Source organism: Olivibacter sp. SA151 (assembly GCF_054130995.1).
Genome location: NZ_CP096391.1, coordinates 305,230 through 325,743, shown reverse-complemented (window position 1 = coordinate 325,743; position 20,514 = coordinate 305,230). Strand labels below are relative to the sequence as shown.

The 20,514-nt window shown below is 40.5% G+C and carries 21 protein-coding genes; 8 read left to right on the top strand and 13 right to left on the bottom strand.

Going from position 1 to position 20,514, the window contains the following annotated elements:
- Positions 1-4: 4 nt before the first annotated feature.
- From rfbB to M1D52_RS01240, 3 genes are all read left to right on the top strand, one after another.
- The gene (gene rfbB, locus M1D52_RS01250) at positions 5-1,045 is read left to right on the top strand and encodes a dTDP-glucose 4,6-dehydratase (RefSeq protein WP_437394091.1); all 1,041 of its coding nucleotides are present in this window, start codon (positions 5-7) and stop codon (positions 1,043-1,045) included.
- A 91-nt stretch (positions 1,046-1,136) separates the two neighbouring features.
- On the top strand, positions 1,137-1,451 hold the full coding sequence (locus M1D52_RS01245; protein WP_013664350.1) for a four helix bundle protein: 315 nt from the start codon (positions 1,137-1,139) through the stop codon (positions 1,449-1,451).
- Between the two features lie 128 nt (positions 1,452-1,579).
- Entirely contained in the window at positions 1,580-2,569 is a 990-nt protein-coding gene (locus M1D52_RS01240) for a hypothetical protein (RefSeq protein ID WP_013664351.1), read from the top strand.
- Here the strand turns inward: M1D52_RS01240 and M1D52_RS01235 are convergent.
- From M1D52_RS01235 to rsfS, 5 genes are all read right to left on the bottom strand, one after another.
- Complete coding sequence (locus tag M1D52_RS01235) at positions 2,566-3,198, bottom strand: rhomboid family intramembrane serine protease (protein ID WP_013664352.1); 633 nt, start codon at positions 3,196-3,198, stop codon at positions 2,566-2,568. The two genes, M1D52_RS01240 and M1D52_RS01235, sit on opposite strands and share 4 nt — an antisense overlap.
- 46 nt (positions 3,199-3,244) lie before the next feature.
- Complete coding sequence (locus tag M1D52_RS01230; protein WP_013664353.1) at positions 3,245-4,315, bottom strand: PA0069 family radical SAM protein; 1,071 nt, start codon at positions 4,313-4,315, stop codon at positions 3,245-3,247.
- Between the two features lie 52 nt (positions 4,316-4,367).
- Positions 4,368-5,012 carry a LutC/YkgG family protein gene (locus tag M1D52_RS01225; RefSeq protein ID WP_437394090.1) on the bottom strand — a complete coding sequence of 215 codons (645 nt, stop codon included), beginning with the start codon at positions 5,010-5,012 and terminating at the stop codon, positions 4,368-4,370.
- Positions 5,013-5,156: 144 nt separating this feature from the next.
- Positions 5,157-7,280 carry an ATP-dependent zinc metalloprotease FtsH gene (ftsH, locus tag M1D52_RS01220; RefSeq protein WP_377609928.1) on the bottom strand — a complete coding sequence of 708 codons (2,124 nt, stop codon included), beginning with the start codon at positions 7,278-7,280 and terminating at the stop codon, positions 5,157-5,159.
- A gap of 39 nt (positions 7,281-7,319) precedes the next feature.
- Positions 7,320-7,694, bottom strand: a complete 375-nt coding sequence (gene rsfS, locus M1D52_RS01215; protein WP_013664356.1) for a ribosome silencing factor — start codon at positions 7,692-7,694, stop codon at positions 7,320-7,322.
- A 15-nt stretch (positions 7,695-7,709) separates the two neighbouring features.
- Between rsfS and M1D52_RS01210 the strand changes: the two genes are divergently transcribed.
- From M1D52_RS01210 to M1D52_RS01190, 5 genes are all read left to right on the top strand, one after another.
- Positions 7,710-8,507, top strand: coding sequence for a biotin--[acetyl-CoA-carboxylase] ligase (locus M1D52_RS01210; RefSeq protein WP_013664357.1), 798 nt, complete (start codon positions 7,710-7,712; stop codon positions 8,505-8,507).
- Between the two features lie 197 nt (positions 8,508-8,704).
- Complete coding sequence (locus M1D52_RS01205; RefSeq protein ID WP_013664358.1) at positions 8,705-9,154, top strand: protein-disulfide reductase DsbD N-terminal domain-containing protein; 450 nt, start codon at positions 8,705-8,707, stop codon at positions 9,152-9,154.
- Between the two features lie 183 nt (positions 9,155-9,337).
- The gene (locus tag M1D52_RS01200) at positions 9,338-10,954 is read left to right on the top strand and encodes a protein-disulfide reductase DsbD family protein (RefSeq protein WP_437394089.1); all 1,617 of its coding nucleotides are present in this window, start codon (positions 9,338-9,340) and stop codon (positions 10,952-10,954) included.
- 33 nt (positions 10,955-10,987) lie between these two features.
- Positions 10,988-11,962, top strand: coding sequence for a 6-phosphofructokinase (gene pfkA, locus M1D52_RS01195; protein WP_013664360.1), 975 nt, complete (start codon positions 10,988-10,990; stop codon positions 11,960-11,962).
- Positions 11,963-12,082: 120 nt separating this feature from the next.
- Positions 12,083-12,994 carry a LysR family transcriptional regulator gene (locus M1D52_RS01190; protein WP_013664361.1) on the top strand — a complete coding sequence of 304 codons (912 nt, stop codon included), beginning with the start codon at positions 12,083-12,085 and terminating at the stop codon, positions 12,992-12,994.
- 9 nt (positions 12,995-13,003) lie between these two features.
- Here the strand turns inward: M1D52_RS01190 and msrA are convergent, their stop codons facing one another.
- The 8 genes from msrA to hemH all read right to left on the bottom strand — a co-directional run bounded on the left by msrA (position 13,004) and on the right by hemH (position 20,449).
- Positions 13,004-13,675 carry a peptide-methionine (S)-S-oxide reductase MsrA gene (gene msrA / locus M1D52_RS01185; protein WP_377609935.1) on the bottom strand — a complete coding sequence of 224 codons (672 nt, stop codon included), beginning with the start codon at positions 13,673-13,675 and terminating at the stop codon, positions 13,004-13,006.
- Positions 13,676-13,827: 152 nt separating this feature from the next.
- Positions 13,828-14,826 carry a zinc-binding dehydrogenase gene (locus tag M1D52_RS01180; protein WP_437394088.1) on the bottom strand — a complete coding sequence of 333 codons (999 nt, stop codon included), beginning with the start codon at positions 14,824-14,826 and terminating at the stop codon, positions 13,828-13,830.
- Between the two features lie 179 nt (positions 14,827-15,005).
- Positions 15,006-15,617, bottom strand: coding sequence for a superoxide dismutase (locus M1D52_RS01175; RefSeq protein WP_013664364.1), 612 nt, complete (start codon positions 15,615-15,617; stop codon positions 15,006-15,008).
- Between the two features lie 179 nt (positions 15,618-15,796).
- On the bottom strand, positions 15,797-16,267 hold the full coding sequence (locus tag M1D52_RS01170; RefSeq protein WP_377609941.1) for a nucleoside deaminase: 471 nt from the start codon (positions 16,265-16,267) through the stop codon (positions 15,797-15,799).
- A 115-nt stretch (positions 16,268-16,382) separates the two neighbouring features.
- Entirely contained in the window at positions 16,383-16,721 is a 339-nt protein-coding gene (locus tag M1D52_RS01165; protein ID WP_013664366.1) for a tRNA-binding protein, read from the bottom strand.
- 55 nt (positions 16,722-16,776) lie between these two features.
- On the bottom strand, positions 16,777-18,024 hold the full coding sequence (locus M1D52_RS01160; protein ID WP_013664367.1) for an ABC transporter permease: 1,248 nt from the start codon (positions 18,022-18,024) through the stop codon (positions 16,777-16,779).
- Positions 18,025-18,063: 39 nt separating this feature from the next.
- Complete coding sequence (locus M1D52_RS01155; protein WP_242627118.1) at positions 18,064-19,335, bottom strand: metallophosphoesterase; 1,272 nt, start codon at positions 19,333-19,335, stop codon at positions 18,064-18,066.
- Positions 19,336-19,378: 43 nt separating this feature from the next.
- Positions 19,379-20,449, bottom strand: a complete 1,071-nt coding sequence (gene hemH / locus M1D52_RS01150; RefSeq protein WP_437394087.1) for a ferrochelatase — start codon at positions 20,447-20,449, stop codon at positions 19,379-19,381.
- Positions 20,450-20,514: the final 65 nt, after the last annotated feature.

Sequence of the window (20,514 nt, the reverse complement as noted above, 5' to 3'; positions counted from 1 at the left end):
GACCATGAATATCATTATAACAGGAGGTGCCGGATTTATTGGATCGCACGTAGTAAGACGTTTTGTTAACAACTATCCGCAATATCACATTATTAACCTCGATAAATTAACATATGCCGGTAACCTTGCCAACTTATCGGATATAGAAGATCAGGTGAACTATGAATTCGTAAAGGGTGACATTACTGACGCTGCATTTATCAATGAGCTGTTCGAGCGTGTCAAACCGGATGCCGTAATCCATCTTGCTGCTGAGTCGCACGTAGATCGCTCTATTAGCAACCCCTTGGATTTTGTACTGACCAACGTCGTTGGAACTGTCAACTTATTGAATGCTGCGCGGAAATACTGGGAAGGTGATAGTAGCAAACGTTTTTATCATGTTAGTACAGATGAGGTCTATGGCGCCTTGGGAGAAAGTGGTATGTTCACCGAAGAAACGAAGTACGATCCACACTCACCTTACTCTGCTTCAAAGGCAAGCTCCGATCACTTTGTCAGGGCCTATCATGATACGTATGGGCTTAATACGGTCATCTCAAATTGTTCAAACAATTATGGTTCCCATCACTTCCCGGAAAAACTGATTCCCTTAGCAATTCATAATATAAAAAACAATAAACCCGTGCCTGTTTATGGGAAAGGGGAAAATGTTAGGGATTGGTTGTGGGTAGAAGACCATGCCCGTGCCATCGACGTTATTTTCCACCAAGCAAAGGCCGGCGATACCTACAATATTGGTGGGCATAATGAATGGAAAAACATTGATCTGATCCGATTACTTTGTAACATTATGGATCGGAAGTTGGGACGACCCGCAGGCGAATCGGCAAAACTTATCACTTTCGTTAAAGATCGTGCAGGCCATGATTTACGGTATGCGATCGATTCCACAAAACTGCAAAAAGATTTGGGATGGGTGCCTAGCTTACAGTTCGAAGAAGGATTGGAAAAGACCGTTGATTGGTATTTAGCAAATGAAGATTGGCTAAATAACGTAACCTCTGGAGCCTATCAGGAATATTATAATAAGCAATATAGTTAATTGTTAATAGGGAACAAGGGAGTGGTTAATAGCGTAAAGCTTTAAGCGCCCTTTCCTCTTTCGATATGCGCTGTCACTTCAAGGTTAGCTTATGAATGAAATTAATTCCCATAAAGATTTATTAGTATATCAAAAGTCTTTGGACTTTGTCCAGAACATTTATCAATTAACCGCTAAATTTCCTGAAGAAGAAAAATTTGGCCTTACCAGTCAAATGAGAAGGGCTGCTATATCAATCCCTTCAAATATCGCAGAAGGAGCCGCAAGACAATTTGTTAAGGAATACATACAATTTTTATATGTTAGCTTAGGATCTATCGTTGAGATAGAAACACAATTGGAAATTGCTAAGCGCTTAAATTTCTGTATTGAAAATAGCCGGTTGCAAGAAGAATTATCCATATAAAGAGAATGTTGATAAAACTTATACAGATATTGAAGACAAAATGATTAGTTATCTCGATTCAACATGTCTATTAACAAGTTCTCTATTTCCTACTAACTATTAACAAGTTCCCTATTAACTATTTAACAATGTTATACTACCCCTTTCAGAAATTTTCCTTTGACAATAAGACTTGCTTTTTAAGTGGGCAAACGCTAACATCATCCGAAGAACAAATACAGGTGTTCCCTTCCTGGCTGATGCAACATTATCATTTAGAAGAAAAGCCATTCAAGTTGCTCGACGAAAGTATAACGACTTACAAAAAGCTTAAGGTGCCTTGTTCGGCAGACACTTCTGATAGATTGGAAAAGTTAGAAGAGGAAGTAAAAGCGGCTTTTTTAGGAGGCTATCAGGAAGTAATCAAACTTAACAAGCAATTATTGTTTCAATGGATTGGAAAGCTTCTTTATGGAATTGTATTCAATGAAATACAGATTGGGATCAGGCAACAGCATATGAGCGGTGAAGCGATGAACTTTTCGCAGGTTCTAGCCAAAAAATTTTCCAATCTACATGTTATGCTGCAATCGATGATTAAACCTATGGAATTCGAAGGCAGTTTACCTTTCAGCATCAACGTATTTGAAATAGACAGTCCGGAAGACAAATTCAGTTATCGAGATGAAATTAACACATTGGTTTTCTCATTACGAATGAACAATTTCGGCATTGTAGCTTGCTTGCAAGACAACGGAGCCAATAATAGATATCACGAGCGGAAGCTTCAGTTAGTATCCGGAAAAAAACTGCATCCCATTCAGTTTGAAGAGATTTGTGGCTTATTTTTTTATTCTGCTTATCTCTTTAATCGGCTACCTGAATATGCCATACTGCCAACCGAAGAAATCGTCTATATCGAACCTATGCCACTAGCGGGCATGGACACACGCCCCATCTTTGATACGTTTCAAGCTAAGACATATGGGCAGGTACTGGAAAATTTCTGGAAACCTTGGGGTTTTACCTTATTTGAAATCATTAAGGATCCTGAAAACCCGATGACATTTTTGGCGGATCAAAACGGATCATTCCGCCCGTGTGAAGCAATTGATTTACCTAAGACTTATGGCGACTAAGTGAACAGTTGTCCTACGGCGCTGAAAAAGTGACCAATAACCTGAGGGTATAGTAATACCGTAACAACAAGGCCAACGATCGCACCATAAAAGTGCGCATCATGGTTGATGCTATCGCGCCCTACTTTAGCTGCCCACACACAATAGAATAAAAACAAGGGACCAAAAATAACCGCAGGGATGGGAATAAAAAACACACCTATATAAGAGGTAGGTTGAAATAAAATAGCACTAAAAAGTACTCCACAGATGGCACCTGAAGCTCCCAAACTATAGTAATTGTAATTGTTTTTCTGCTTCATAATGGTGGTTATATCACTAATAACCAAGCTCAACAGATAAATTAAAGCAAATTGTACATGTCCCCAGCTGCTGATGGATACCAAAATTTTTTCTAATTGAAAACCGAAAAAAGAGAAGGTGAACATGTTAAAAAATAAATGCATCCAATCACGGTGAATCATGCCACTCGTAAGTAATGTATATATTCGCGCTCCCCTACTTATGCTATATGGATGCAGCATAAACTTTTCAAGAACACCGTGATTTGAAAAAGCATAAATACTGGTGATAAGCGTAAAAACAAAAATTAGGCTGGCAACAGGTGTTTCTGTGATATAACTCTCCATATCTTAAATAATAGGGTTGAAAGTACTAAAAAATTGTTATTAATCGTTAGAATAATCCTAATTGTTTCCCCTTGGTTGGAACGAATAGATCGTTACGTAATTCGGTCAGCTTATTTTCACCCATAAAGCGCGACACCGACAATTTAAATAGCTGATGCAGACTATCGGCGAGTTGTCCTTCTCCTCTAATCCGCCTACCAAACTGACTGTCATTTAAATTTCCACCATGACACGCAGCAATACCATGCAAAATTTTTTCAGCCCTATCCGGGTAGGCCTTATGAACCCAATCTTTAAATATCTCCCCGATTGCTCCATTAAGTCTTACAATGGTAAAAGAAGCTGCAGTGGCTCCATGCTTTGCCGCTTGCTCAATAAGGGCCGGCATTTCGTCGCTGTTCAAACCCGGTACAATTGGCGCACACATTAACATGACCGGGATGCCGGCATCCGTCAATTTCTTTATCACATTCAGTCGCCCAGCAGCCGTTACCGTTCTAGGTTCCATTTTTTGCCTTAATTCCTCATTTAAAGAATTGATCGTAACTGCTACATGTACCAGTTTCCATTTTGCCAGTTCAGTTAAAATGTCCAGATCACGAAGTATCAGGTTATTCTTACTAATAATGGAAACGGGATGCTTATATTTCAAAAAAACGTAAAGCAAAGATCGTGTAAGCTTAAGCTTGCGCTCCAGTGGTTGATAACAATCGGTATTTCCGGACAGCATAATGGTTGAAGGAACATAACCTTTTGCGTTAAACTCCTTCTCTAAGAGGGTTGCACAATTACGTTTTACAATAATTTTTCTTTCAAAATCCAGTCCCGCGCTATACCCCCAATATTCATGCGCATTCCGAGCATAGCAATAAATGCACCCGTGCTCGCATCCTTGATAAGGATTTATTGACCTCATAAAGCGTAAATCCGGACTGTCACTCTCACTTATAATCTGTTTAGGATAAGACTCTATGATCTGAGTAGCTGTATTTTCCAGAAAAGGCTCATCTAAGCCCTCTATGTGCTCACAAACATATTTGTTTTTAAAAAACTTATTGTGTGTATTTATTTGAGCTCCCCTACCCTTAAAATACTCCTCATTTTGCATTGTATCCATAAACAAATATACTAATATATTTAGTATTACAGCTAAAAATATTAGTATAATGTTATGACTCAATCGTGTCGTCCAACAATAGTAGATATAATTGTTTAGGCCCGTGAGCTCCTAAAACTAAGGTCTTTTCAATATCGGCAGTCCTGCTCGGGCCTGTAATTGCACTGATCATGGTAGGTATCTGCTCGTATTTTCGCTTGACAACTTCAAATCCGTCCTTTAGATCCATTACCAGTTGCGACATATAGGCGATTACGACATGTACATGAGGATAAATGCTCAATCTTCTTCCTGCAGCACCGCCATTGCTTACTAAAATACTTCCTGACCGTGCAATGAGTGCCTCACATTTCGTAATACCCATTTCTGCTTTTTGAAACTCCGCGTCCCCTCTAAAGAATGGAAATTCATACCGATCAAGTATTTCTTGTATCTCGCTCTCCCAAGCATAAATCCGCTTAATATTTTCCTTTTCCGTAATGGCAAGTAAGCTTTCTATCAGTTGGATTTCATCCTCACAAAAAACGAAGTTACCGGCAACGGCTGTAAAGTTTTGAGCGAATATAATCTCAATGGCTTCATCAGACTCTTTATATAGAGGCACTTCTTCCAAATTAGGGTAGGGATTATCCCGCTTTAGCAACAACGCTTTTCGTATTTTCTTCAACAATCTTTCCTTCGCAGTAGCTTCTTGCATAGTCATCTATTTAAAGTGCAAGTTATAAGTTTTTTATTAAAAACCTGAAAGAGAAGATAGACTGTGTAACCAATTAGGTAGTATAAAAAAAGAGACGCAACCAACTTAGCTGCGTCTCTTTTGATATTAGTTTTGGTAAAACGATTATTTCACCGTGTCAGTTGTACTGTTTTCATCGGAGGATTTGGTTTTATCGAAGGTTCCGGAATTGTCCCCTACACCTTCATGCATGAGCCCCTCAGCTGCTTTCCGTTGGTCAGAAGAACCTTCATCACCGTTCACAAATTCGTCATATGTAGTACGGTGGTCGAAAGGCCTTTTGCCTAAGATTTCCTCTAAATCCGATTGGAATAATATTTCTTTTTCCAATAACTTTTCTGCTAAGGCCTTCAGTCCGTCTGACTTTTCGCTAAGCAATTGCCGCGTTTTCTCATAAACATCGCTTATCAATTTACGAACTTCTTCATCAATAAGCTCCGCCGTCTTTTCGGAGTAAGGTTTTTGGAATTGAGACTCCTGACTATCGTTAAACGATATATTACCAACCTTATTATTCATACCATATACAGCCACCATTGCATAAGCTAATTTGGTAATGCGCTCTAAGTCATTCTGTGCCCCCGTAGAAATTTTGCCAAAAGTAAGATCTTCAGCAACCCTTCCGCCCATGGTCATGCACATACCGTCAATTAACTGCTCCGTGGTATATAAAAACTGCTCTTTCGGCAAGTATTGGGCATAACCTAAAGCGGCTACTCCACGAGGAACGATGGATACCTTAACCAAAGGATCAGCATGTTCCAAGAACCATCCAGCTATAGCATGTCCAGCTTCGTGATAAGCAACAATTCGCTTCTCTTCAGGAGAAATAATTTTATTTTTCTTCTCCAATCCGCCGATAACCCGATCGATTGCATCTTGGAAATCCTGCATATCAACCGATTCTTTATTTTTACGAGCGGCTATAAGCGCGGCTTCATTACAAACGTTAGCGATTTCTGCCCCTGCAAAACCAGGTGTTTGCGCTGATAATTTCTTCGCTTCTACATCTGCTGCCAGTTTAATCGGCTTCAAATGCACTTTAAATATCTGCTCCCGGCCTACCAAATCCGGCTTATCAATCGAAATCTGTCGATCAAAACGCCCCGGTCTCAATAAAGCCGAGTCTAGTACATCCGGTCGGTTTGTTGCAGCTAAGATGATAATACCCGAGTCCGTGCCGAATCCATCCATCTCAACCAACAGTTGATTAAGTGTATTCTCTCTTTCATCATTCCCGCCAACAATATTATTTTTGCCACGAGCACGTCCAATCGCATCGATCTCATCGATGAAGATAATGCAAGGGGCCTTATCTTTCGCCTGTTTGAATAAATCCCGCACGCGCGAAGCTCCAACCCCAACAAACATTTCAACGAAGTCTGATCCCGATAACGAAAAGAACGGTACTTGCGCCTCTCCTGCAACAGCCTTAGCCAACAATGTTTTCCCTGTTCCTGGAGATCCTACTAATAGCGCGCCCTTCGGAATCTTTCCTCCGAGATTGGTATATTTCTTGGGATTTCTTAGAAAATCTACAATTTCCATAACCTCCTGCTTGGCCTCTTCCAATCCCGCCACGTCATTGAAGGTAATATTTACTTGCGATTCTTTATCAAATAGCTGTGCCTTCGATTTACCAATATTGAAAATCTGACCGCCGGCACCACCGGCACCGCCACCCATTCGGCGCATAATGAAAACCCAAAAAAGAATCACAAGACCCAAGGGCAGGATGATAGACAGTAACCAGCCGGTCCAAGGACTATTTCTCTCCTCCAATGTAACACTCACCCGTTGATTTTCGGGAACACCTTGCTGTGCAGCGTTTAACTTACGCTCCAAAGCATCGAAGGATCCATCTTGAAAAAAGTACTGGGGTCCCGCACTACCGGTGGAAAGATTAAGCCCGTTATTTTTTGGACGCACGTCCTTATATTTCTCTTGATTGAGTTTATCCTTTTTAATATAAACCTCAACACCAATTAACTCATTTCGCTTATATGCTACCAACTTTTCCACGTCTCCTTCTTTCAACATGGTAGATTCAAATCGTTGATAGGTAATTTCTTTCGCACTCTCTCCCGTGAAAACGTACTGAAGAGCAATAAAACCCAATATCATGGCTATCCATAACCACATGATATTGAATTTAGGAGGTTTGGGGCTGATTTTCTTCCCCGGAACTTTCTTTATTTTCCCAGGTTGATTTGACATATTATCTTTCATAAATTGTTTTATCCTCTTTGTTTATTTAGCTCGGGGATCTTATGCACTTTGAAAATATTTCAGTTCTGCATCCCCCCATAAATCTTCTATCGCATAAAATTGTCTTTTATCCGTTTTGAAGATATGTACAACAACATCTATGTAATCCAGCAAAATCCATTCAGCATGATCTAACCCTTCTTTTCGCCATGGATCTTGTTTAACCGCTTTATACACTTCCTCTTCCACACTTTTCGCTATCGCCCTCACTTGGGTTGTCGATTCGGCATGACATATTACAAAATAATCAGAAACAGAGCTATGTACATTTTGGAGGTCTAATCTAACTATTTCGTTACCTTTCTTCTCTTGGATACCGTGTATAATAATCTCCGAGAGATGAGTGGATTCTTTAACCTTTTTACCTTTTACCATTAAAAAATTTTAGTTTTGAACAGTTTTTCATTTAATGCCACAAAGACTTTGCAAAGTAACACTTTTTTGGGACTTATTGTTGGAGAAAATATTATTACTCTTCAACGGGTAAATTCAACTAATGATTATCTTAAATCTAACCTGTCAAATTCTACGCCATATACTGAAGGAACTGTAATAATGGCAGTAGAGCAGTATGCAGGAAAGGGACAAGCGGGCAATATTTGGAAAAGTGAACCAGGTAAAAACTTAACTTGTAGTGTTCTATTGAACCCGACCTTCCTTTTACCAAAGGATCAGTTCGATCTCAATATCGCCGTTAGTTTAGCAATTGCGGATACTCTTCAACCGATATTGGGCGAAAATCTGCGTATAAAATGGCCGAACGACCTTTACTACCTAGATAAAAAAATTGGAGGAATTCTTATAGAAAATATACTGCGGGGAAGCAGTTGGAAACATGCCATTATTGGCATAGCGCTAAATGTTAACCAAACTGTTTTTGGTGACAATCAGGCGAGGGCTTCCTCTCTCAAGCTGCTGCTGAATCAGGATTTTGAAATAAAAACCTTACTGCAAAGCCTTTGCCTTCACTTAAGCACTGAATATCAACACCTTAAAGAAAAACATATAATACAGCAAAAAAGTCGTTACAGAAGCCTTCTTTACCGGTTAGGGGAGCCTGCCAATTTTCTGGTGCAAGGACAACACAAAAGCGGCACAGTCATTGACGTAAACAAAGAAGGAAAACTTATAGTAGATTTTGACGGCCAGTTGACAGAGCACGCTATTAAAGAAATTGCGTTCATTTGAGGATTCCTGCCAAGTATGCAGAAGAGAAATCACGGAACTGACTAAAGTTGGGGCGAAGAAGACGTAACCAAATTGCATAATCCCCTCCTTTTCTATAAGTTTGCACCGTCCTCGCTCCATAGTTTGCAAGGCCGACTATTCACACATAAGTTAAACCTTTTTGACCAACAGCGTCTAAAAAGACAAATTGTATTAAAATGAAAAAATTAAGTGCATTTTTAGCCATTTTGATTTTCAGCACCTTAATTGCGTCCGCACAGATTAAAACGCCGGTAAAATGGGCCTATGCTGCTAAAAAGATTAATAAAACGGAGGCTGTGCTTCTAATAAAAGCTACCATCGATAAAGGTTGGCATATTTACTCTCAAAACATCAAACCCGGTGGCCCGGTGCCCACCAGTTTTACTTTCACAAAATCAACAGATTACACCCCTGTTGGAAAAACCAGTGAACCGAAGGGGATAAGCCACTTCGAGAAGGTGTTTGACATGGATGTTGTATACTTTGAAAACGAGGTTGTCTTTCAACAAAAAATCAAACTCAATAAAGCCGCAACCTCTGTTAAAGGGACCATTGAATTTATGGTGTGCAACGATCGGGAATGTTTACCTCCCGATGAAGTGAATTTCAATATTCCAATAAAATAGGGAAAGTGGCTTAAGCCGCTTTCCTTCATCCCATCTTAACCTAACCGTACTTTATTTACAATAAGGAGACCTGAAAATTGGCACCCTCTCAGGAATAATTACTAATTTCACGCCTTCAAACTAAAACTGATGTATAGAAAATTCATTATAATTACATTAGCTAGTATTTTCTTAAGCTTTTTTATGAACGAAGCCTCTGCGCTTACGTTACAAACCGACACCATTTCTTTGGATGATATCGAATTTACTGATATAACAGAAGATACAAGCGTGAATACCGATACAGTCCAAGCAGCTACTCCTACTAAAGGTTTGCCTGCTCAACCGGTAATTTCAACAGATACTGCGAATAGCGTTTCACTTTGGCAAATATTCATTAATGGCTTGCTTTTTGGTTTTGCCGCTATTTTAATGCCTTGTATATTCCCAATGCTTCCTTTAACCGTTAGCTTTTTTACGAAGAGAGCCGGGTCTAAGTCAAAAGCGATAGGACAAGCTATTCTATACGGCTTATCTATTATAGTTATTTATGTTGGCTTGGGAATGCTTGTCACCATTTTTTTTGGATCAGACGCCTTAAATGCACTTTCTACCAATGGTATTTTTAATTTCTTGTTTTTCTTATTGTTAGTGGTATTTGCTGCGTCTTTTTTAGGTGCTTTCGAAATTACCCTTCCCAGCTCATTTGTTAACAAAGTAGACGCTAAATCGGATCAAGGAGGCCTTATTGGCATCTTCTTTATGGCTTTTAGCCTCGCTTTAGTTTCTTTCTCTTGCACGGGCCCACTAATTGGAACTTTGTTAGTAGATGCAGCCTCCAAGGGCGAACGTTTAGGACCTGCCATTGGGATGTTTGGCTTTTCTTTGGCACTTGCTATCCCCTTTGCGCTGTTCGCTTTGTTTCCATCCTTGTTGAAATCCTTACCGAAATCCGGAGGTTGGTTAAATAGCGTAAAAGTGGTATTAGGATTCCTCGAATTAGCCTTTGCTCTTAAATTTTTATCGAATGTGGATTTGGCATACCATTGGAATTGGCTGGATAGAGAAGTATTTTTAGCTCTTTGGATCGTAATATTTGGTTTAATGGGGCTATACCTACTAGGAAAAATCAAATTTGCACACGACAGTGAGGTTCCACATTTATCGGTTCTGCGTACATTTTTTGCCATTGTGGTGCTATCCTTTGTCGTATATCTGATTCCGGGTATGTGGGGCGCCCCATTAAAGTCAGTCAGCGCATTCTTGCCGCCAAGTGCTACTCAAGATTTTGACTTAAGCACCGGTATATCGGCTTCGTCTCATACTACCACAAACTCCGGTCCTAAAAAATATGCAGAGATCTTTCATGAACGTGGAACTCCGAAAGGATTTGATCCCTATTATGATTACGAACAAGCCTTGGAGGTTTCTAAACGAACAAACAAGCCTGTCTTAATTGATTTCACTGGTTGGAACTGCGTGAATTGTCGTAAAATGGAAGCAAATGTTTGGACGGATCCCCGCGTAAAAAACCTCTTAAATAACGAATTTATTATGGCAGAATTGTTTGTCGACGATAAGACTACGCTGCCGCAAAACGAACAATACATCTCGACTTACAGCAAAAAAAAGATCAATACCATCGGAAAAAAATGGAGCGATTTCCAGGCATCCAAATTCAACAGCAATTCGCAACCTTTATATGTTATTGTAGACAGCAATGGTAATGTATTGGTTCCTCCGCAAGGAGCGAATTATGATCCCCAAAATTACATCGACTTTCTTGAATCAGGTATTAAAGCCTATAAAGAAAGGCTATAGCGTCCGTAATAATCAAATCAGCTATACATTAATATGAGCACAATCAAAAATATTGCAGTATTTACTTCAGGTGGAGATTCGCCGGGCATGAACGCAGCTATACGTGCTGTTGTACGCACGAGTTTGCATTATAATCTAAATGTATTCGGTATTCAGCGGGGTTATGATGGTATGGTAAATGGAGATATCTTTCCGATGGATGCTAAATCTGTAGCCAATATCATTCAACGAGGCGGAACTATTTTAAAGACCGCACGTAGCAAAGAATTTCGAACCGTAGAAGGACGTCAACAGGCTTATGAACAAATCAGGAAATTCCAAATCGACGGATTAGTCGCTATTGGTGGAGATGGAACGTTCACGGGAGCAGCAAAATTTATTGAGGAACACGACATCCCGGTAATGGGGCTTCCAGGCACTATTGACAATGATTTAGCAGGAACCGATTTCACCATCGGTTATGATACGGCCATCAATACCGTTATCAGTGCAGTTGACAAAATCCGAGATACAGCGGAGTCGCACGATCGCCTATTTATTATTGAGGTAATGGGCCGTGATTCCGGACTTATTGCGCTTCGTAGTGGCATAGGAACAGGGGCAGAGGCCATTTTAATTCCGGAAAGCGCAACAAATTCAAAAGCTTTATTGGAAAAGTTGGCTCATGGCCGAAAAGATAAATCTTCGAAAATTGTATTAGTGGCCGAGGGTGACGAAGAAGGTGGCGCCTTCGCTATAGCCGAACTGGTGAAGAAACATTTTCCAAATTATGATACCAGAGTTTCCATTTTGGGTCACATACAACGTGGAGGTAGCCCAACTTGTATGGATCGAGTACTGGCAAGCCGTCTAGGCGTTGCTGCCGTGGAAGCGCTACTAGCCGGACGTAAAGGTGAAATGGCGGGCGTTATCAATGGTGACATTGCATTTACTCCATTCAATAAGGCCATCAAGCATATAGACTCCCTTACACCCAGCTTGCTTAAAATTGTGGATATCTTATCTTAATTTTATTTTCAAAACGATGTAAAAAGAGGCTAGGCTGGTTTTGGTCTAGCGCTCTTTCCAATTATAAACAAGTTTTATCGGGATTAATCCCAACAATTATCAAGACATCTACGTTGTTTTATGGAGTGTGATTTCAGAATAAAAGTGTTTTTCACTGCCGCTACGCAATTGAATTTTACAAAAACGGCTTCGGAGCTTTTTATATCACAACCTGCTGTTAGTAAAAATATCCAGGAATTAGAACAACAAATCGGCCAATCTCTTTTCGAACGAAGTGGCAACAAGCTTAAACTAACTGCCGCAGGCTCCATTCTATACAAACATGCTCGTCTTATTATTGAGCAATATAATAAAGCTACGTACGAAATCGATAAGTTAAAGGGAGAAACATCGGGAAAATTAAAATTAGGTGCCAGCACCACTATTTCGCACTACATCATTCCCCTCATATTAGCGAATTTTCATCGCAATTACGACGGTATACATATTGAAGTGGCACACGGCAATACACAACAAGTGGAAGATTGGCTCGATAAAAAAAACATTGATCTCGGAATTATCGAGGGGTTAACGCAAAATAAATCAATGAAATACACACCTCTCTTTAAAGACGAAATTGTTTTAGTTACACGTGCAGAAAATCCGCTTGCTTTGCATGATACATTCGCATTTAGGGATCTTTCACGGCTTGACTTTATTATGCGCGAGAATGGTTCAGGAACAAATGACGTGATCGCTAAACATTTAAAAGAAAAAGGTGTAGATCTACAGGACTTGCAGATAAACGTTAATTTAGCGAGTACCGAAAGTATTAAACAATTTCTTTTGCACAGTAATAGCTTTGCCTTTTTGTCTATTCATGCCATCACTCGCGAATTGCATGAAAAACATTTAAAAATTATTGAAATAGAAGATTTCACCATAGAGCGCAATTTCTTTTTCATCCATCCCCATGGACCGCTATCCGGCCTTCCCGAATTGTTTATGCGTTTTGCAAAGCAACAAGAGCAGTTTTTTATTCATGCCACCTAATACAATGGATTATTTTATTCCTTCACTATTGTTTTTCAGTTTTTTCTTAAAAACCTTTTCAAATTTTTCCAATTTCGGTGCTATTACAAATTGACAGTACCCTTCGCTCCGATTCAAATTAAAATAATTTTGATGGTAGTCCTCGGCTATATAAAAAGCACCGTATGGTTTTACCTCTGTGACGATAGGTTTGTTGTAGGCATGTTCTTCATCTAATCTTTTGATATAATACAATGCCTTCTCTTTCTGTTGCGGATTATGATAAAAGATGGCTGATCGATATTGCGTTCCCACATCATTTCCCTGTCTATTTAGTTGTGTTGGGTCATGGGCCACAAAAAATGCCTCGATCAACTCATCAAAGCTGATTACTTTCGGGTCGAAAATAATATTCACGGCCTCTGCATGGCCTGTATTACCCGTGCAAACTTCTTTGTAAGAGGGGTTCTTAACATATCCACCCGTATAACCGGAGACAACTGTATCAACGCCATTAAGCTGTTGAAACTGCGCCTCTACGCACCAAAAACACCCCGCGGCAAAAGTCGCCGTATCTAAAAGACCGGCATTTGCTGAAGGTGTAACTACCTTATTCTTCTCTTGCTTTTGTTGGGGTTCTCCCGCGCAAGAGAGAAACACGTTCATCAACAAAGCACTTATAACCATTCCTATTGTTTTCATCCTATTATTTCTTTTTAATGGTTAATGAGAGCTCGAGTAAATAACCGAAGCGACCGCGAGGCTCATTGACACCTAAAAATGTAAATGCTTGTCAATAATAATTGCCCTTTGTGTCTATTATTATTTACATCTCGGTTTCATCTTTCTATTACCTAATCCACTCTTAGTACCAGTTTACCAAATTGTTCCGAACGATCCATCTTCCTCACAGCTTCTTCGGCATGCGCTAAAGGAAAAATTGAGTCAATAACAGGCTTTACCTGATGCTTATTTACAAATGCCAACATATCATGAAAATCTTTAGGGGAACCCATCGTACTACCCAATATACTCAGTTGTTTCCAAAATATTTTTCTCGCATTGAGTTCAGGTAAATTGCCTGATGCCGTAGCACCGTAGAAAACAATTCTACCACCTGGTTTCGCAAGCTCGATATAATTATTAAAGCCCTCTCCTATAGCGCTGTCTACTATAACATCAAAACCATCGTTAGGGTGTATTTTATTTGTCCAGTTTTTATCGGTATACAATGCGCCGGCCTTCGCTCCTAGGTCTAGCGCCTTCCTTATTTTTTCCCGCTTGCTTGATGTTACATATACTTCTGCACCCGCAAATACGGCCCACTGCAAAGCAAAGCTTGCTACCCCACCTCCAACACCCGCCAGGAGTAGTCGTTCCCCCCTCTTCAGATGCGCCCTACTGAATAAGGCTCGCCAGGCGGTTAACCCGGCCAAGGGTATCGCAGCCGCTTCCTCAAAAGTAAGGTGAGGTGGCATAATATGTAAATTTTGGAGCGGCACGCTTACGTATTCTGCAAAGGTACCGTCCTGTGGAAGTCCGAGAATATGAAATGTGGTCGACTGTGCGGCTTCGCTTTCGCCCCAATTTAATGAGGGATTGATAAGCACTTCCTTTCCGATCCACTCCTTTTCCGATTCGCTCCCCACCTCTGCTACTACTCCTGCACCATCGGAACCTAAAATAATAGGGAATTTCAAACCGGCGTACTGTCCCTTTTGTATCCAATAATCTCGCCTATTAAGTGCCGCAGCTTTAAGCTTTACGAGTACTTCATTCGCTTTTAGTTTAGGCTTACTTACATTCTTTATCGTTAAGGGTAAGTTAATTCCGTCCAGAACTATCGCTTTCATTTATTTGTGTTTTATGTTGGCGATGCCATTCATCGCTGTCAGGCAGATGTGACCACAACTTTGTGCAACCATAAATCCGGAGCACTGTGCCGATCTTTCACGATTAAAAAAAGCAGTGCTGCCTAGGCAAACACTGCTTCTTCGCATGTTTTTAAATCTTTGAAAATCCAAATGAGCCATTATTTTTTGGCATTGGCGTAACGCTCGCCAACTGATTTCCAGCAGATAACATTAAAAATTGCCTCTAAGTAAGCAGGGCGTTTGTTTTGATATTTCAAATAATAGGCATGTTCCCAAACATCAATACCTAAGATTGGTGTTCCCTTAACTTCTGCAACGTCCATCAATGGACTGTCCTGATTTGGTGTCGACGTTACCTGCAACTTTCCGGAGGCATCTACAACCAACCACGACCAGCCGGAACCGAAGCGCGTTGCTCCGGCATCCTGAAGTTTTTTCTTTAATTCGTCAAAAGAACCAAATGTTTCATCAATAGCGGTAGCCAACTCACCACTTGGAGTAGTTTGCGCATCAGGCGACAATATGGTCCAAAATAAGGAGTGATTATAGTGCCCCCCGCCGTTGTTTCGAACCGCAGCAGGATATTTTGAAATATTCTTTATGATTTCTTCAATAGAAAGCGATTCCGCATCAGTTCCGGCAATTGCTTTATTTAAATTATCAACATATGCCTGGTGATGTTTTCCATGGTGAATTTCCATGGTTTCTTTATCAATATGTGGTTCTAATGCATCGGATGCGTATGGTAACGCAGGAAGTGAAAAAGCCATAATTTTATGTTTTTTAATTTTCTGATTGTTGTACACAAATATAACGATATATGCTCCGAATTGTTCTTATGAATTAAGTTTTTATAAGGAGATGACAATTAGCAATTGGCTGTAAGCGGTAAGCAATAAGCACCTTTCCAATAGCCTAAAGCCTATAGCCTACCGCCTAAAACCTTGGACTATCGTCTTTTCAACTGAAAAAATCGTTGCATTAATTCCCGACACGTCTCTTCCATAATACCACTTACTACCGTAGTTTTCGGATGGACAATATCTTTTGAAATAGTAGCGTATCCTCTCTTTTCATCCCGTGCGCCAAAAACGATTCGCTTAATCTGAGACCAATAGGATGCTCCCGCGCACATAACGCAAGGTTCTATTGTAACATAGAGGGTGCAATCTTTTAAATATTTACCACCAATGTAATTCGCAGCGGCTGTGAAGGCCTGCATTTCTGCATGAGCAGTTACATCATTCAGTGTTTCTGTTAAGTTATGCCCACGCGCTATAATTTTACCATCATGTACAATGACGGCTCCAATGGGAACCTCGTCTGCATCAAAAGCTTTCTGGGCTTCGCGCAAAGCTTCCTTCATAAAGAATTCGTCCGATACGGTATCGCTTGTATCTTCAAAATTTATATATTTCATTTATCTTCTCTTTCGACCGCAGGTTTTAAGCTAGACTGTCGGCCAGCCACTATCCGTTGATTAATTCACTACTAACAAATTCAAGATTCCGTGTTACAAGGCTATTATTGAAGCCTCACATCAGTTTGGCACCATTTGGTACCCTTGATGCAACAGTGGATAAAACAATATCTCCATTTTCGTCAGCGAATCCGGTCACTAAGCATTCAGATATAAAGTTGGCGATCTGCTTTTTGGGAAAGTTTACAACACCAATAATTTGCCTGCCGGGCAATTCTTCTTTTGTATAATGTTTAGTGATTTGCGCGCTGCTTTTTCGAATGCCTATTTCGGACCCAAAATCAATGGTTAACTTATAAGCCGGCTTTCGAGCTTTCGGAAAGTCTTCCGCTGTTACAATCGTACCTACACGTAGTTCTACTTTTTCAAAATCATGCCAATTTATCTCTTCCATGAGATAAACATAGATAAACTTGCTTTTTTTCACAAGTTTTTTTAATTCTCGGCACTTATTCGTAGCGTAACGCCTCGATCGGGTCTAGTTTTGATGCCTTAGAAGCCGGATAAAAACCCGAGATCATACCGACGCCCACGCAGACAACAATCCCCATTATTATCCATTTCCATGGCACGACAAAACTCGTTCCTACAACCACCGCTACGATATTACCAATTAAAATACCAAGCAATATACCGCCTATCCCTCCAAGTAAACAGATTACTATCGCTTCCGTCAAAAATTGCATTCGTATCACTTTTGGCGTGGCGCCGATTGCCTTTCGAACTCCGATTTCCCGCGTACGCTCGGTTACGGAAACAAGCATAATATTCATTAAGCCAATGGAAGCACCTATTAATGTAATAATGCCGATCACAAAGGCCCCCACGGCGACATAGGTAAGACTACTAACCAGTATTTGGGCAACAGCATCGCTTTTGGTGATCTCAAAATTATTTTCCTGTGTAACTGCCAATCCACGAATATTTCTAAATAAAGCGGTTGCTTCCCCAATTGTTGGGTCTATTCCCTGCGCGTTGCTACTCATTACCGTAATAGTATAAGAAGGCATTTCCCCCTGCACTACAGCTCGCGCACGCAACAAGGGGATGATACAGGTCTTATCAGCCCCCATGCCGGCACTGGATCCTTTGTCTTCCAACACGCCTATAATTAAATATTTTGCATTACCGATAACCAGCATTTTGTTCAAGGGGTCTTGTCCCTCTTTAAACAAACGTTTTTTTATTTCACTCCCGATAATCACCACATTGGATCCGGTTTCCAACTCGCGCTGGGTAAAGTTTCGACCGCTTTCCAATTTATACCCCCCGGTTTGCAAATAATGATCATCACCTCCCAATATGGATATGTTTGGATTTGACTGTTCGCTCCCGTACTTTACAACCGCAAAATTGGAAGCATAGGCGCTAATGGAAACAATGGCACCATAATCGAATTTCTTTTGGAAGGCCAAGGCTTCACGATAGGATATTTTTTTGAAAACTTTAGGTCTTGTACCGCTGCCTCCGATTTGTACGTTGATTCCTCTATTCCTAATATTAAAGGAATTGGCTCCCATTGCTGAGAACGAATCTTTTAATGAGTTTTGAATAGCATCAATGGACGTAAGAATGCCTACCAGGGCGGTGATACCGATTGCTATGATCAAGGCGGTCAAAAAAGTACGCAATTTATTGCTAGCAATGGACTCCAACGAAAGCCGGATATTTTCTCGATAGGGCATCTTTACTGACATAATCTCAAACGATTTGCTATTAAGACATGCAAATAAGGATTATGTTACAGCCGGAGACTCACTTACTAGTTCAAAAATGGTGATTTCAGGCAAAATGCCAACACGACCAGGATAACCTAAAAAACCATACCCCACATTAACGTACAGTTGTTGGTTACCATCTGTATAAAGTCCTGCCCATTCTTTATAAACGTATTTTGCAGGGCTCCACTGATAACGATCTCCTCGAATACCAAATTGCATACCGTGTGTGTGGCCGGCAAACATGACATCGATATCCTTATTATTTAATACTTGAGCTCGCCAATGGGACGGATCGTGCGATAATAAAAGTTTTACAGGCAGGTCTTCCGTACCTTTTTTTGCTAAATCAATTCGTCCATACTTAGGGAATCTGCCGGTTCCCCAATTTTCCACTCCTAATATACCAATCTCTTCATTATCAACACGCAATTTTCTATGTTCATTCAAAAGTAAATCCCACCCCATAATCCTATGGATGTCCTTCACCTGCTGTAAGTTTTTACGTTTCTCGGGGCTATCCTCCTTCCCATAGAAATAATCTCCATAATCGTGGTTCCCCAATGTCGAATAAACGCCCAAAGGTGCCTTCACTTTACTAAATAAGTCCTGATAATTGCGCATTTCATCGGCCTTATTATTAACTAAATCGCCGGTAAAAAAAATGACATCCGGTTTTTCGGCAAGTAGCATATCAATGCCTCCCTGAACGGCCGTTTTATTATAAAAGCTTCCTGAATGGATATCCGATATTTGCCCAATCGTTAATCCGTGAAAGGCTTTAGGCAAATTCGGCAAATAAAGTTTCTGTCGTCTCACCCTATAATCATAGCCTCCCACAGCAATTCCCCAACTCAAGGTGGCAAAGGGCACAGCAGCAACAACAATACCAGCTCTAGTTAGGAATTGTGATCGACTAATACGATCAGCATTAGTTGAAACGGTTTCCGCAGAAAGCTTCGTCGCTTCCGATTCACCTTTTCTGCCAAATATCTTTCTTGTCATCCACACGCCGCCTCTCCTAAAATCATCTACAAGCAAGACTAGTACATAAAAAATCTTACTGGTAAAGGTCAAGAAAAAAGCAACCAATATAATGGATCGAACAATCAAAGGAAGGCTGAAGTATAAGCTCGCCAGAACACCAATGAACAAAGCGATACTATATCCCCACCAAACAGCTTTAAAAAAACGCGCTTTAGCCCATCGAATGGTGCTTTTTTGAAGTGCATAATAAATATAAAAATCAATTAAAAGCAGTATAAAGGCATTAATAACGATCAGTCTCATATTTAAATCCTTTCCGGCCCTATCGGGCACACCCATTCAAATCCTACTTGTTCACAACTGTTTCTCCAAGCTGCATATTGGGTATGTTTGCCTGCTCGCCGAGTACCATTTGTTTTAATGCCTCTATCCATTTTGGATGGGTATTTAAGCTTGGCACCAATTCGACATGTTCTCCACCTAGCTTCTTAAATTCTTGCCCGTATTCTACGGTTATTTCATATAATGTTTCTATACAGTCGGCAACAAATGCCGGACTGAAAACCAGCAGTCTTTTTGCACCTTCATGGGCTAGTTTCTCCAGCGCATCGCTCGTATAGGGCTGAACCCACGGCTCCTTTCCTAATCTTGATTGAAAACAGACAGTGTACTTTTCAGGAGCTATATGAAGCTTTTCCGCAATCAACCGTGCTGTTGCATGACACTGCGCAACATAGCAAAATTTATTCGTTGAGTTTATCTGCGCACAGCAATTGGGGGCATCACAACCGTGATTACCGGAATTGTCAACGTTCTTCAATTGCCTAATCGGTAAGCCATGAAAGCTAAATAGTACATGATCGAAAGTTTCAGGTTTCTTTAATCTGCCATTGTCGGCAAAAGCTTCGATCATCAACTCGTTATCATAGAACTGATTGACAAATGATATTTCCGGAAAGGTTGGCCACGTACTCATTAGGCGCATTACCTTTTCAATCACAGACCCAGTGGTAGCGGATGCATACTGTGGAAACAAGGGGATGACGCGAATACTGTCAACCATAGCTAAACGAAGCTTTTCCAATGCCTGTTCGATAGAAGGGTTTTGGTAACGCATCGCGAGTTCAATCTGGTACTCGTCGCTCAGTTCCTCGCGCAATAAAGCTACCTGTTCTTCACTGATGTAAAGCAGTGGGGAACCTTTTTCCTTATCCCAAATCTCATTGTATAACTTAGCAGTCTTTGGACTCCTGAAAGGAACAATAATTCCCCGTACCAAGAGATTTCGCTGGATTACACCGATATCAATCACCCGACCATCCATCAAAAACTCATCTAGATATCGCCGAACGTCAGGTACCTTAGGACTATCAGGCGTTCCCAGATTAATCAACAACACGCCTTTTTTTGCTTTCATCTGTAAATTTTAGTGTTTTAAATCCCTCCCTACACAATCAAGAGCAGTCAGCACAACATTTACTG